The sequence below is a fragment of the Treponema sp. OMZ 798 genome, assembly GCF_024181385.1.
Classification (GTDB): Bacteria; Spirochaetota; Spirochaetia; order Treponematales; family Treponemataceae; genus Treponema_B.
Genome location: NZ_CP051305.1, coordinates 2,039,977 through 2,052,860 on the forward strand (window position 1 = coordinate 2,039,977; position 12,884 = coordinate 2,052,860).

A 12,884-nucleotide genomic window follows, 5' to 3' on the forward strand; every position below is an offset into this window, starting at 1 on the left:
TTTTAAGTCATAATTAACCTCATTATATTTTAAGGTACAGGAGTTATCATGAAAACACAAAAAAAATTATTTGTTTTGGCAGCTTTTATTCTTGCTGCATCTATGGTTTTCGCTCAAACATCAATGACCTCACACAGCACTCAGGGGCTTTTCGGAACTGATGTTGACGATTTTATGAATGTAAATGAATGGCAAAACGTACAGCCTAAAAACATCTTCGGTTTTTTGGGCTACGGAGCCGAAGGTGATGAAGACATAAACCTTGGTATTGCCCATCAGTTTAAGGCCCTCTATTTAGGCACCTACTTTGAAGGTAAGATTCCAGGCTGGAGTAAGACAACGGCAGCAAACACAACAACCACAGAAACAGACCCGGCAATTGCAAATAAAACTACTACCGGTAAGTTACTTTTCGGTTTTGGCAATATCGGTGTCTTGGCTGACACAAGTTTTACCCCTAAAGCCGGCAATCAAGAGACATGGAATTCCGACACAAAGACAAAAACAACCGCTAACAAATTTAACTTAAAGATTAATTTAACAGCGGGTATAAACTTAAACGCAAATAATAAGATCTTTAAGATTTCTCCAAGAATCGGTCTTGATTCTGAGGCAGATAAAACACAAACCATTACAGACGGAAAACTCACAAGTTTAAACGATGCGAGCTACCATGATCTCATGATAGGGACAGGGTTTTATCATGATTTTTCAAAAAAAGATGCTGTAACCCAGACTATAATAGCCGAATTAGATACTTCTTGGCGTATATACCCCAAAAAAACAGGTGCAACAGCAGCTTCTACAACCTCAACCTACGGAAGAATGCATAATGAAATTACACTTGCACCTGCATGGCAAATAGCCTATGAGCCTGAAGGTAAATTTGCAGTCAAAGCAGTAGCCGGTTTAGAGACAACACTTACATTTGATAGAAATTATGATTACACATTGAACTCTGACACAGGCAAAGCATATAATGGAACTAGAAAATACACAAACACATTAAATTTTAGCCCCATTCTAATGGCAGGTTTTACCTATATGCCCATTTCAAAGCTGAGATTTAACCTCGGCATGTCTTTTAAGCCTTCTACTTTTGAATGGAAATCAACAAAAACGCAGACACGTAATACAGCAACAGGCGAGGTAACAAAAACAGTAACGGCAAATGACTTAAAATTCGCTACTTCTGATGGAACTTTTACCTCCAGCTCAGGCTTTACTTGGTTTATAACAGAGAATGTAACCTTGGACGCAAACTGGAACATCATTCAAAATTTACTTAATAACACATTTAAAACACAATTAACTGAAGGTGACGGAACATCAATTTTAGACACAGTGAACAAGCTCGTTGTTCATAATATAGGTTTCGCAGTATCGGTTAAGTTCTAAAAAAATTAAAATCTACTTTAAATAAAACCTGTTAGTGCCCTAAAAGCATTAGCAGTTTTTTTTATATTTTATAAAACCTTGAATTTTAATCGGTTTATGAGTATAATCAATCCGGCAAGTTTAAGGAGCCCGTCATGAATAACGAAATAGAAAGCATTGTAAAAAATTGCAGAAACTTTTTTGAAACAAATCAAACAAAAAGCTATGAGTTTAGGCTTTCCCAATTAGTAAAGCTTCAAGAGGTCTTGGACAAAAATAAAAAAGAACTTTTAAATGCCCTTTATTCCGATTTACATAAAACTACAATGGAAGGCTTCTTTTCGGAATTTGCCATCGTGCGGGGAGAACTTAAATTTGCCATCAAGCACTTAAAAAAATGGATGAAGCCTAAAAGGGTTCCTACCTCGATTTCGCATTTTAAAAGCTCAAGCAGGATAATGTATGAGCCCTTCGGAACCGTCCTCATCATGTCGCCTTGGAACTATCCTTTAAACTTAACCCTCGCTCCATTGGTAGGCTCCATTGCCGCAGGAAACTGTGCCGTCGTAAAACCTTCAAACTATTCGCCTGCAACTTCCGCTCTTTTAAAAAAGATTATATCCGAAAACTTTCCGCCCGAATATATATCGGTAATTACAGGAGGACGGGAAGAAAACTCAAAGCTATTGGAAGAGCGTTTTGACTACATCTTTTTTACAGGCGGAACAACCGTCGGTAAGCTCGTCATGGAAGCGGCCGCAAAATATGTAACTCCCATAACCTTGGAGCTCGGCGGAAAGTCTCCCTGCATAGTCGAAAAATCTGCAAACCTAAAAGTAGCCGCACGCCGCATAGCCTTCGGAAAATATCTTAACGCCGGGCAAACCTGCGTAGCGCCCGATTATCTTTTAATTCAAGATGAGGTAAAAGAAAAATTTATCGAAGAGTTAAAAGCAGCCTTAAAAGAATTCTTTCCCACGGAAACCTATTTGGATATGCACCTTCCCCACATCGTAAACGAAAAACATTTTGACCGCCTTATGGGCTTGATTGAGGGTGAAAAAATAATCATAGGCGGCACGGGAGAAAAAAACAGAAAATTTATCGAGCCCACGGTTTTGGATAATATCACCTTCGATTCCAAAATAATGCTGGAAGAAATTTTCGGGCCCATCCTTCCCGTGATAAGTTTTAAGACAATGGATGAAGCGATTAAACTGATTAAGTCACGCGAAAAGCCCTTGGCATCTTATCTTTTTACAACCGATTTAAATATCGAAAAAAAATTCCTCAATGAAGTTTCCTTCGGAGGCGGCTGCATAAACGATACTATCGTCCACCTCGCAAGCGATTATCTTCCCTTCGGAGGAGTCGGCTTTAGCGGCATGGGAAAATATCACGGCGATGAAAGTTTTAAGGTTTTCAGCAATGCAAAAAGCATCTTAAAAAAATCCAACCTCATCGACATTAAGCTCCGCTATCATCCCTATTCCGAAAAAAAATTAAACATAATCGACAGGATGATGTAGAGCCGGAGGTTTTAAGATATGGAAGATAAACTTTTATTGGACGGCTTAAAAGAATTAAACTTAAACGCCCCAAACCTGCCGAACTTAGGCGAAGCCTTTCTTAACGAATTACATGAACTTTTAAGCCTTTACATGAGGGAGCTTAAAATGTTTAATGCCTCCTTTAATTTGGTAAAGGTCAAGGATGACAAGGAATTGATTATCTCCCATATTTTGGATTCCCTATCGGCTTGGCGTTTTTTTTATGATGAAATTATGCATGACAGTCAAGCCCCGATTCCGCAAAAAGAATTTTACATAGCCGATGCAGGAACGGGAGCAGGCTTCCCCGGCATTCCCCTTGCAATTCTTTTTAAAACATTGGGACTTCAATGCGTAAATTTCAATTTAATTGAAAGGATGCAAAAGCGCTGCACTTTTTTAGAAAACGTCAAGGCTGTTCTCCAATTAAAGAACACCGAGATTATCGAAAGCGAAGCCGAAAAAGCTCCGCAAGTCAAATTCGATATTGTAACATGCAGGGCCTTCCGCACCTTGGATAAGCATATTCTAAATACCCTGCTCTCTCTTGCAAGGCCTAAGGGTAAATTGTTTTTATACAAGGCCACGGAAGAAAAAATCAATGAAGAAATGGAGCTTATTAAAAAAGAAAATCTAAACTATAAAATAGAAGATCTCCATGTTCCTTTTTTGAACAGGGAGCGCCGTCTCCTCATAATAGAAAAGCCTTAAGCTCAAGCTTAAGTTTAAGGCTTTTCATTAATCTAAAATTCTTTTCTTAATCCAAGCTTTTTAATTCTACCGAGACCTCAAAGCCCTTTTCTTTCTTTGTAATTTCGGCAAGGGCATAGCGGCCTTCCATCAAGGCACCGGGATTTACCAAAACAGTTTCTCCGATTTTATCGACTGCAAAGGACTCGTGAATATGACCAGACACAACCAAAAGAGGTTTATGCTTTTCGATTAAAGCCGTGATCCCCTTTGAACCCACATGCACCATTGGAGCCACCTTATCCACCTTTGCCCCATGCGGAGGATTATGACAAACCAAAACTAAATTATCGGCTTCAGTAATATTTGCTTTTTCAAAGGCATCGGTTAAATCTTTTACAAGCTCTTCATCGGTTCTTTCGTAAGGAGTCATTCCTGTAAATTTACTTCCGCCCCCTGAACCTGCAAGGATGAGCCCTTCAAAATTTTTTACCTCGCCCGTAATCGAAACACCGGCATCTTTTAATTTTTTTTCAAACTCAGGTTCATCGCAATTCCCCAACACGGCAAAAATATTTTTATGAATCTTTAAAAGCTCGTTTAAAAAAGGCGCCCCCGTTTCAATCTTTTTAAAAGCAGCAAAGTCCCCTCCGAAAATAAGGGCATCAACCCCATCGGCAACAGGTTTTATTTTTTTTAGTTTTTCAAGATCCCCATGCCCATCCGAGATAATCAATAACTTCATAAGTATTAAGCCCTCCTAAATTTGTTTGCGATGTTTTTCATAAGTCTTAAAGACTTATGAAAAACTCGACGGCATAATATAAAAATCCAATTTGATTTTTATATTATGCACATTATACATTATTTTGGGGAAATGGTATATGGGAGAGATAAGTAGGGTTTAGGATGCTATCCAGCTGACGCGGCACCTTATAAGGTCCATACCGTTTTTAGCCAAAAAATTTTCGAGCCGCTAAAGCGGCTGGCACAGTGCAGGTCACTCTTCTTTTCAAAAATTTACTGCACCCAACAACACATTTTGCCTGTTCGGTTTCACTGCTTCGGGCGGCTTACGCTGCGCCCTCCACTGCTTACCCGCCTACGCACAAATGTGTGAACTCAAGGGCACCAAGCCAGCCGGAAGCCAAGATTGCCGTACCTGTCGTCAGGACCGTCGATGCCCCGCGTGCCTACAGTGCAGCCGCCCGCGTAGAGGCTCCAGCTGCCGCCGCGTATGACGCGGTTAGTACCCGACGCGGCCCCTTGAGGATCGGTAACAATACCGCCTTGCATATAAGCAGCATCGTTTGATGCAGGGTCATCCTTATACCAATCAAAACACCATTCCCAGACATTCCCGCTCATATCGTGTAAACCGAGTGCATTCGCTCTCCTTTTTCCTACAGGATGAGTTTTGCTTTCCGAATTACCATTATACCATGCAACCTCTCCTGTTTCAGCCGTATCCCATTTATCTTTGGCTCCGCTTGCACTGTTTAGTTTGGTCAGCCATACATTACTACCACCTTCGCCGTAGTCTGTCGCATTTGTGTTGTCATTTTGCCGGCGGGCTGCATATTCCCATTCAGCTTCCGTAGGAAGTCTAAAACCTTTTTTATTCATATCGGCATAGGCTGAATCACAAGCAGCTCCATCCGTTGCGTTTTTTAATACGGTACTGTCGGTTTTGCTTTTGCGGTATATGCATTGCTCATCGGTGCCATTCGTCATTTCCGTATACGCATTACACCATACTATGCAGTCCCGCCAGCTTACCATTGTTACAGGATGATTTTTGTTTGCTGTAGGAGGCTTGCCTATGTTTGTAAAATTAGGATAATAACCTCCGCCGCCTGTGCCGTCCCAACCTTCAAGCCCTTTGTTTGCAAAGACGTATCCCTTACCATTATCAGTATTCCATTTGAGTACACTATACCATAACTCATAGGTTACCTCCATTTTGCCGATCTTATAGGGACTCAGTTTTACCGTGCGCCCTGCAATAAATACACCTTTCCAAGAATCGTACGAGAAGGGTAAGGGATAGTTAGGAGCAACGCCTACGATGCCGTTTGCAGGAGGTGTGACAAGAACAAAATCGTAACTTTGAGAATTCCAATTTCCGGCCCCTTCACTCCCCGAATCTTTGTCCAGCATGTTTTTAAAAAACGGGTTTTTACAAGCAGAAACCGATACAAAAAGTATCGCCAAAAATAAAGCAAAAATTTTTTTCATATTCTATATCCTCCGCTGATTCCTATCGCCCAGATTACGGGATAGCCGCCTCTTAGATAGGGTTCGATAAAAAAGTTATTTATTGTAAAGCGGTAACCGAATGCGGCTTCGCCGAGGGCATACATAAAAAGTTTTGAAGGCTCACTTTCTTTTAGGCCGAAAACGGCACCGCCTTCCAATTGGATAAAAAAGCCCGAATCCCGTTCTTTTATCTTTGAAAAATCATAAAAATTCCAACGGAATAAGAGGGCTGCATCAAAAATATGGTGTTTTTTAAAGTCATATGAATAAAGGGCCTTTGCTCCCAAGGATAAGTGCCCTATTTTGAGTTTTAAAGGAAGCATAAAAAGGGTGTAAAGCCCCGCCCCCATCGCACAAGCTTCAGGCGAATTCATATTTGCCTCGGCCAAGAGTCCTAAGGACCAGTTAAAAGTTTTTTTATCCCTATCGGCAAGGGAGATTCCCATTGAAGGTTTTTCAGGCGGTTCAGCCGGTTGAACATGGTCAGCCGAAACCTCACTCTCTTTTTCCTTAGAGGCTTTTTTAGGTTCTATTTTTTTGGGTTCCGCCTTTTTAGGTACTTCCTTCCTAGGCGTTTTTATAGGTACAACCCTTTTAGGTTCTTCCTTTTTAAGTTCTTTTTTAGGTTCCGTGTTTTCGGTCTCTTGTTTAGGCTTTTCAAGCTCGGCAGTTTCCGTTTTAGAAAGCTCCGCCTGTGCTTTAGCAGGCTGTCCCAAAGGGACTTTTAGTTTTTGATACACCGCAAGTGTTCCCGCACCTACCAGCCCCAAAAAAATGAGAATCAATACACCTAGCTTCCGATAATTTTTCTCCATAAAGTATATTATAGCACATAAATGAAAAAATTGTCAAATCAAAAATTCGGCATAATTACACATTACCCATTAGAAATTACCAATTAATTAATCGCTTCTACTTCTTCTTTGGAAAGACCCGATATTGTACAAATTTCGGCAATCGGGTAATTATGCATACGCATCAGCTTTGCCGTTTCAATAGCTTTTTGGTATGTACCGTCAGAAAAGCCTTGTTCAATTCCTTGTTGTATGCCAATTTTTAGGCTTTCTTCTCTTTGTACTGCAATGTCTGTATCATAATCATATTCGGCTACCAGCATATTGATTACCTCTCTTTTGCAAATATACGGGTATCTACTGCGTTCCTTCGCAAAAAACAGTCCTCGACGTGCAAAAAGCACGCCTGCGGGTGTTTTTTGTTTGTGCCTTGTATCTACCTCGTCTATTTGCAAAAGTCATTTTAGTACCGCCACGGATGGCGGAGGTTTTAGCGTCACGATGTTTTGAGCTTTGCTCAAAACTCGAAGTCAAGGAATGTACACGGAAGTATATTCCCTGACTGGGCATATTCTCGTTTATAGTGGATTGATGTTCTGCAAGCACAATTATTTTACCATCGACGAGGCAGGAAACATCATTGATTATGTTCATATACATAACATTATCGAGTCTTATATTTTCTACCGGAGACGAAAGCGGAAGGTTCGTACCGTGCAAAGCGTTGTAAAGAGATAAGAAATTTTCTTTCGCTTTTTTGTCTTCACTGAACAAATCGACAAACACTGAGTCTTTATATCTTCTGTTTGACGTACTCATAACTATGCCCTCTCTTGATTGTATTATACCACAACTTCGGCAATTTTGTAAGGGCAGTTTTTTATTTAACCACAACGCCCGCAGAGAGCGCAAAGGAATTTGAGGGTAGCTTTGTTAAGATATTCTTTAATTTTCTCTTTGCGAAGTTGAGCGAAGCTCAACGCTTTGCGGCCTTGGCGTTTTTTTTAATTTAACCCCTTAGTCTATTCATCCTTCATGCTTTTTTCAATTTGTTTTACATAGTCTTCGCCCCAGTAATCGCAGAGGATTGCGTAGGCTTCGGCTTGGAGGGAGGGGATAACACGTTCCAGATGGCGGATGTTCATGCGGGCGTGATTACGGCATAGACCTTCCAAAGCAGTAATTAACTCAGCGGAACGAGGAATGTTTAGGGGGTGTTCTTCAAGATAAGAAAAAATCACGGTAAAAACGGAAGCGGCGGTACAGGCTTTTTCCCAGCGGTCGAGGCTTGATATTTCGGTACTGGATGTAATGCCGGTACCGATATGATAAGTATATACCGTATCTTCAATACCGCAATAAGAGCGGGCATACAGCAAAATAAAAAAATAGATGAGGAATGTTTCGGTCATCGTGCAAAAGGTATGGGGAATATCGGCAAAGGCGGATTTTACTATAGATGAGCGGAAAAGCTTTGTACATAAAAGGCCGGAATGATTCTTATCAAGCAAAAAAGAAGAAAGTTTCCTAAACATTATTACGAGCAGCGCGGCTGCCAATATTGCGGCTATGATGAGCGCCGCAGCTCCCTTAACTGTGAAGGCTTTTGCCTTCTTCTTGTTTTTGTTTGTTTTAAACTTTGTCATAAGTTCCTCCTGCCAAAGTTAATTTTTAATTTAACTGCCGGCGGGGTATTTGTCTTTCATTACGGTATAGTGTAACACGTTTCCACACAAATATCAACCGTTTGAATGGTTCAAAACCAATTTAAAATAACCGATAACACAAGGGCCGAATGAACTGTCGGCTGTCCCCAAATGGGGCAGCCTTTTAATTCGGTAAATAAATTCATCTATAGATATTTTTTTCATTCGCCCGCCTCGATAAGCTCATGTTCTACCCATTTTCCGGCGTTCAGAGCTTCAATTCCGCGGCGTAAGTGAGCCATGTTACTTTCACTGTAGAATGGATCTGTTGATATTTCAAACGGTATTTTTTGTTTCCTAACCGCCGCTTTTGCAAACACGCAAAATGCTGTTGTCATTGTCATTCCAATATCGGAACAAAAAGCTTCAAACTGGTTTTTTAAGTCCTCATCTATGCGGATATTTATGTTTGTCTGTGCCATAGTAGTAACTCCTTTTTGTATATTATAAATAAATATATTGGCAATGTCAACTTTTTCGATTCGACATGTCATTGCATTTCCTCTGTCAATGTAAAATTTTATATTGACATCAAATATACAAGCATATATAATTATGGATACAACCCAATTACAATACCAAATCATGAACCAATCAACAAAATCTAAAGAAACAAGATTAAGATAAATTTTGTTCACGCACAAATTTACCCAAACACCTTTTTGATAGCCGAGCTTAAATCTTCTGCCTTAAAAAGCTGTGAGGTATTTATATCTCCTGTCTCGGAATCGGAAGGAGGCGGCGACACTACCTTTGTAAAGCCCATGCTTTGGGCGGTTTTGATTCTTTGCTTTAATTTTTTCACGCTTCGGATTTCTCCTGCGAGGCTGAGCTCGCCTATATAAGCCCCTTCTTTTTGTGCAGGAATATTCGCTCTCGCGGAATAAAGAGCCAAGGCTATGGCAAGGTCTGCGGCAGGTTCTTTAAGCCTTATGCCGCCTGCAACATTTACGTAAATATCCTGATCCGAAAATTGCAGGCCTATTCTTTTTTCCAAAACGGCAGCGATGCGGCTGACTCGGGCAGAATCTATTTTGTCGGAAAAAACTCTTGTAACCGCACCCTTGGCAGGAACCGTAAGGGCCTGTATTTCTACCATAAAAACGCGGCTTCCCTCGCAGACGGGAACGGCAGCGGAACCCGCAGGCAGAGCCCCGGTCCGATTGGTAATAAATAATGAAGAGGGGTCATCTATGGCTTTTAACCCGCTTTCATCCATCGAGAAAATTCCAAGCTCATCTACTGAACCGAAACGGTTTTTTAATGCACGCAAAAAGCGTACATCGTCTTCAGTTCTTTCAAAAGAAATAACGGTATCGACTAAGTGTTCAAGCACCTTGGGGCCCGCTATGTTTCCGTCCTTGGTTACATGGGCAGTTAAAAACAAAACGCTGTCTCTCTCCTTAACCCAAGACACAAGCTCGTGAGCGCATAGCTTTAACTGATTGACCGTACCGGGAACAGCTCCTGCATCTGCGGAGTACATGGTTTGAATTGAATCGATTATAACAAAAACGGGATTTACCTTGTTTAAAACCCTCTCTACATCTTCCAACCTGCAAGTGCATAAAAGTTCAATATTTTTTAAAGGAAGATTCAGCCTGTCGGCACGGGAACGGATTTGCCCGCCCGACTCTTCTCCCGAAACATAGAGCACTTTTTTTACGGAGCCCGAAGAAGAGGCCGAAGCGGCTTGTAAGAGCAGTGTCGATTTTCCTATGCCCGGCTCTCCTCCGATCAAAATTGCCGAACGCTTTACGGCTCCTCCGCCCAGCACCCTGTCAAATTCCGCAATCCCCGTCGAAATGCGGACTGCATCATTAGCCTCAATAGCATCGAGAGGAACGGAGTGAGCTTCCTTTACAAATTTTTCTGCAAGATTCCTTTCGGCTGCGGAATAATTTTCATTGATTGTAACTTCTTCAAATGTATTCCACTCGCCGCATTCGGGACAGCGCCCCAGCCATTTGGCTTGAGTATAACCGCAATTAGAACAGCGGTGTGCAAGGTTTCCTGTTTTCTTTTTTGCCATAAAGTTTCCTATTTTTTAAATTAAAGTTTTGCAATACATTCAACAATAGGGTCAAACCATGGCGCATCGATGTTTTCTATTTCACCCTTATCACACGCCCTTGCAATTTCAGGATCAATAGGAAGTTTTGCAAGTACCGGAATGCCGTATTCTAAGGCTATTTCATCAATACCGCTTTCCCCAAAAATATGATAATTTTTTCCGTTATCCGGACAGGTAAAATATGAAAAATTTTCAACCAAACCGATTATGGGTATATTCATTTTTTTTGCCATATTGACGGCCTTGGTAACTATCATTGAAACAAGTTCTTGCGGAGAAGTTGCTACAATAATACCGTCGATAGGTATGGATTGGAAAACAGTGAGAGGCACATCACCGGTTCCGGGAGGCATATCGATAAACATAAAATCTATATCCTTCCAAATAACATCTGTCCAAAATTGTTTTACCGTGCCGGCAATTACGGGTCCTCTCCATATAACAGGATCCGTTTCATTTTGGAGAAGTAAATTAACCGACATAATATCAATTCCGGTTTTAGTCTTTGCAGGAAAAATACCGGAGTCATTTCCTACAACAGTTCCCGATATACCGAAAGCTTTAGGAATAGATGGTCCCGTAATATCAGCATCAAGGACAGCACATTGATAACCTTTTTTTTGAGCGCGTACTGCGGATAAAGAAGTAATAAGAGATTTCCCAACTCCGCCCTTACCGCTTACAACTGCAATAATTTTTTTAATACTGCTAAATTTATTCGGACATTCAATAAAACTGCTTGGCGCAGAAGTTCTTTCATTACAGGTTAAATTACAACTTTCACATTCATGATCACAAGTTTGACTCATATTACCCTCCAATCTTTGATAGTTCTTTTTTCTTCGTCAAAGCTTGCACCAATAAGAATAATTTGTTTACCGCTTCCCGAATACTTATTCTCATAGTTTTTCTCTTTGATTTGCTTAAGAGCGTTTTCTTCGTTTGCATTTGATGTAAGTTTAAACTCAAAGATATAAACCTTGTCTTTTAATTCTACAATACAATCAGCCCTTCCCGTTGCACAATATACTTCCGTGTGTACAAACTGATTCATCAAAGCGAATATAAGATAGACAGCTGTCTGATAGTTTTGCTCACGCAGGGCTAAATCTTTTTCGGTTAAGTTATCATAAGGAATTCCCGATATTATGCCCTTCATCTTTTCCATAAATAAATCTACATTCCCTTCTCTTACAGCCTTGGTAAATTCCATAACGGAAAAACCTGTCTTATCGTAAGTGATCGAAGTATAGGCAGGAAGTAAATTATGTAAAAAGCCGTAGCGCACCTCATCATTGGGGAAGCCTAAGCGGTAAAGTTCAAATTCCTTATCATAATCTTTAATCGTAAGATATCCCGATTGAAACAAGATCGGTAAGGGGTTTACGGCCTCCGCCCTATAGGTCTCCAAACCTGCCTCATTCATTTTTACGTTTCCGTCGAGGTCGGGAATATTGTAATAAGCCCTTTTTAAGTAGTCCACCAAAAAAGTCGGAGTGCCTGTTGCAAACCAATAGTCTCTCATTCTTCCGTCGGCACAAACATTTAACAAGCTAAAAGGATTGTACATATTTTTTCCGTTCTCGGAAAATTTATAACCGTCATATCTTTGCTTTAAATTTATAAGAGCTTCTTCATAGCTTATGTCATTTTTTTCTGCAAGAGATTTAATTTCAGGTTCAAACCCGGCTTCAAGTTCTTCTTGCGAAATACCGCAGATTGCCGAATAATCGGACAATAGGCTTAAATCCCTCAAATTGTTTAAATCGCTGAATATGCTGACCTTACTGAATTTTGTAACTCCCGTTAAAAAAGCAAAACGGAGATACTGATCTGCACTTTTGATAACTCCGAAAAAGCCTTTAAGGATTGTACGGTAGGTTTCGTTTAGGGCTTCATCCTTCCACATGGTTTGAAGCAAGGGTTTATCGTATTCATCGATTAACACAACTACCTGTTTACCTGTTTTTTCGTAGGCTCGGCGGATAAGACCGGCAAAACGGCTTGAAAAGGAGGTCTCCGCAGTTTCGGTTCCATATTCTTTTTCCCATAAAGAAAGATGAGTGTTTAAAATGGTTTCAAGGCTTTTGATATCCATATAGCTTTCGGCGTTAAAATCCAAGTAGAATACGGGATATTTCTGCCAAATCTCTCTTTTGTCCTTTTCGGTTTCTTCCAGTTTCTCAATCGCTAAACCCTTAAAAAGCTCTTTTTGACCGAGAAAATAAGCCTTAAATGTTGAAAGCAAAAGGCTCTTCCCAAAGCGGCGCGGGCGGCTTAAAAAGTGAACTTTACTGCTGTCAACCAGCTTCCAAATAAATTCGGTTTTATCGATATAGATAAAATCTTTTAAACGTAAATCTTCAAAACTTTGAACACCTATGGGCATCTTTCGTATCGTACTCATAGTTAGATTATATCAGAAAAAAAAGAA

Annotated in this window: 12 protein-coding genes and 1 pseudogene; 3 read left to right on the forward strand and 10 right to left on the reverse strand. The window is 40.4% G+C overall.

What is annotated here, in order from left to right:
* The first annotated feature begins 48 nt into the window (after window positions 1–48).
* The 3 genes from E4O07_RS09490 to rsmG all read left to right on the forward strand — a co-directional run bounded on the left by E4O07_RS09490 (window position 49) and on the right by rsmG (window position 3,638).
* Window positions 49–1,398 carry a TDE2508 family outer membrane beta-barrel protein gene (locus E4O07_RS09490; protein ID WP_253685200.1) on the forward strand — a complete coding sequence of 450 codons (1,350 nt, stop codon included), beginning with the start codon at window positions 49–51 and terminating at the stop codon, window positions 1,396–1,398.
* A 134-nt stretch (window positions 1,399–1,532) separates the two neighbouring features.
* Window positions 1,533–2,906, forward strand: a complete 1,374-nt coding sequence (locus E4O07_RS09495; RefSeq protein ID WP_253685202.1) for an aldehyde dehydrogenase — start codon at window positions 1,533–1,535, stop codon at window positions 2,904–2,906.
* Window positions 2,907–2,924: 18 nt separating this feature from the next.
* On the forward strand, window positions 2,925–3,638 hold the full coding sequence (gene rsmG, locus E4O07_RS09500) for a 16S rRNA (guanine(527)-N(7))-methyltransferase RsmG (RefSeq protein WP_253685204.1): 714 nt from the start codon (window positions 2,925–2,927) through the stop codon (window positions 3,636–3,638).
* Window positions 3,639–3,684: 46 nt separating this feature from the next.
* Here rsmG and E4O07_RS09505 read toward each other — a convergent pair whose 3' ends face one another.
* The 10 genes and pseudogenes from E4O07_RS09505 to E4O07_RS09545 form a co-directional block, all read right to left on the reverse strand.
* Window positions 3,685–4,362, reverse strand: a complete 678-nt coding sequence (locus E4O07_RS09505) for a metallophosphoesterase family protein (protein ID WP_253685206.1) — start codon at window positions 4,360–4,362, stop codon at window positions 3,685–3,687.
* 377 nt (window positions 4,363–4,739) lie between these two features.
* On the reverse strand, window positions 4,740–5,855 hold the full coding sequence (locus E4O07_RS09510) for a formylglycine-generating enzyme family protein (RefSeq protein WP_253685208.1): 1,116 nt from the start codon (window positions 5,853–5,855) through the stop codon (window positions 4,740–4,742).
* Window positions 5,852–6,691 carry a hypothetical protein gene (locus E4O07_RS09515; protein WP_253685210.1) on the reverse strand — a complete coding sequence of 280 codons (840 nt, stop codon included), beginning with the start codon at window positions 6,689–6,691 and terminating at the stop codon, window positions 5,852–5,854. The genes E4O07_RS09510 and E4O07_RS09515 overlap by 4 nt, the downstream gene beginning before the upstream one ends.
* Before the next feature lie 83 nt (window positions 6,692–6,774).
* Window positions 6,775–7,489, reverse strand: a pseudogene (locus tag E4O07_RS09520) (hypothetical protein).
* A gap of 203 nt (window positions 7,490–7,692) precedes the next feature.
* On the reverse strand, window positions 7,693–8,316 hold the full coding sequence (locus tag E4O07_RS09525) for a hypothetical protein (RefSeq protein ID WP_253685212.1): 624 nt from the start codon (window positions 8,314–8,316) through the stop codon (window positions 7,693–7,695).
* A gap of 93 nt (window positions 8,317–8,409) precedes the next feature.
* Window positions 8,410–8,541: a hypothetical protein gene (locus E4O07_RS13415; protein ID WP_256487853.1), complete on the reverse strand. Its 132-nt coding sequence runs from the start codon at window positions 8,539–8,541 to the stop codon at window positions 8,410–8,412.
* Entirely contained in the window at window positions 8,538–8,798 is a 261-nt protein-coding gene (locus E4O07_RS09530; protein WP_044901942.1) for a type II toxin-antitoxin system RelB/DinJ family antitoxin, read from the reverse strand. The genes E4O07_RS13415 and E4O07_RS09530 overlap by 4 nt, the downstream gene beginning before the upstream one ends.
* 224 nt (window positions 8,799–9,022) lie before the next feature.
* Window positions 9,023–10,408: a DNA repair protein RadA gene (radA, locus tag E4O07_RS09535; protein ID WP_253685214.1), complete on the reverse strand. Its 1,386-nt coding sequence runs from the start codon at window positions 10,406–10,408 to the stop codon at window positions 9,023–9,025.
* Between the two features lie 20 nt (window positions 10,409–10,428).
* The gene (locus E4O07_RS09540) at window positions 10,429–11,259 is read right to left on the reverse strand and encodes an Mrp/NBP35 family ATP-binding protein (RefSeq protein ID WP_253685216.1); all 831 of its coding nucleotides are present in this window, start codon (window positions 11,257–11,259) and stop codon (window positions 10,429–10,431) included.
* The gene (locus E4O07_RS09545; protein ID WP_253685218.1) at window positions 11,256–12,857 is read right to left on the reverse strand and encodes an ATP-binding protein; all 1,602 of its coding nucleotides are present in this window, start codon (window positions 12,855–12,857) and stop codon (window positions 11,256–11,258) included. The genes E4O07_RS09540 and E4O07_RS09545 overlap by 4 nt, the downstream gene beginning before the upstream one ends.
* Window positions 12,858–12,884: the final 27 nt, after the last annotated feature.

Excerpts from the sequence above, each read along its gene's own strand:
- E4O07_RS09490 (WP_253685200.1), top strand. The coding sequence starts at position 49 with ATGAAAACACAAAAAAAATTATTTGTTTTGGCAGCTTTTATTCTTGCT.
- E4O07_RS09495 (WP_253685202.1), top strand. The coding sequence starts at position 1,533 with ATGAATAACGAAATAGAAAGCATTGTAAAAAATTGCAGAAACTTTTTT.
- rsmG (WP_253685204.1), top strand. The coding sequence starts at position 2,925 with ATGGAAGATAAACTTTTATTGGACGGCTTAAAAGAATTAAACTTAAAC.
- E4O07_RS09505 (WP_253685206.1), bottom strand. The coding sequence starts at position 4,362 with ATGAAGTTATTGATTATCTCGGATGGGCATGGGGATCTTGAAAAACTA.
- E4O07_RS09510 (WP_253685208.1), bottom strand. The coding sequence starts at position 5,855 with ATGAAAAAAATTTTTGCTTTATTTTTGGCGATACTTTTTGTATCGGTT.
- E4O07_RS09515 (WP_253685210.1), bottom strand. The coding sequence starts at position 6,691 with ATGGAGAAAAATTATCGGAAGCTAGGTGTATTGATTCTCATTTTTTTG.
- E4O07_RS09525 (WP_253685212.1), bottom strand. The coding sequence starts at position 8,316 with ATGACAAAGTTTAAAACAAACAAAAACAAGAAGAAGGCAAAAGCCTTC.
- E4O07_RS13415 (WP_256487853.1), bottom strand. The coding sequence starts at position 8,541 with ATGAAAAAAATATCTATAGATGAATTTATTTACCGAATTAAAAGGCTG.
- E4O07_RS09530 (WP_044901942.1), bottom strand. The coding sequence starts at position 8,798 with ATGGCACAGACAAACATAAATATCCGCATAGATGAGGACTTAAAAAAC.
- radA (WP_253685214.1), bottom strand. The coding sequence starts at position 10,408 with ATGGCAAAAAAGAAAACAGGAAACCTTGCACACCGCTGTTCTAATTGC.
- E4O07_RS09540 (WP_253685216.1), bottom strand. The coding sequence starts at position 11,259 with ATGAGTCAAACTTGTGATCATGAATGTGAAAGTTGTAATTTAACCTGT.
- E4O07_RS09545 (WP_253685218.1), bottom strand. The coding sequence starts at position 12,857 with ATGAGTACGATACGAAAGATGCCCATAGGTGTTCAAAGTTTTGAAGAT.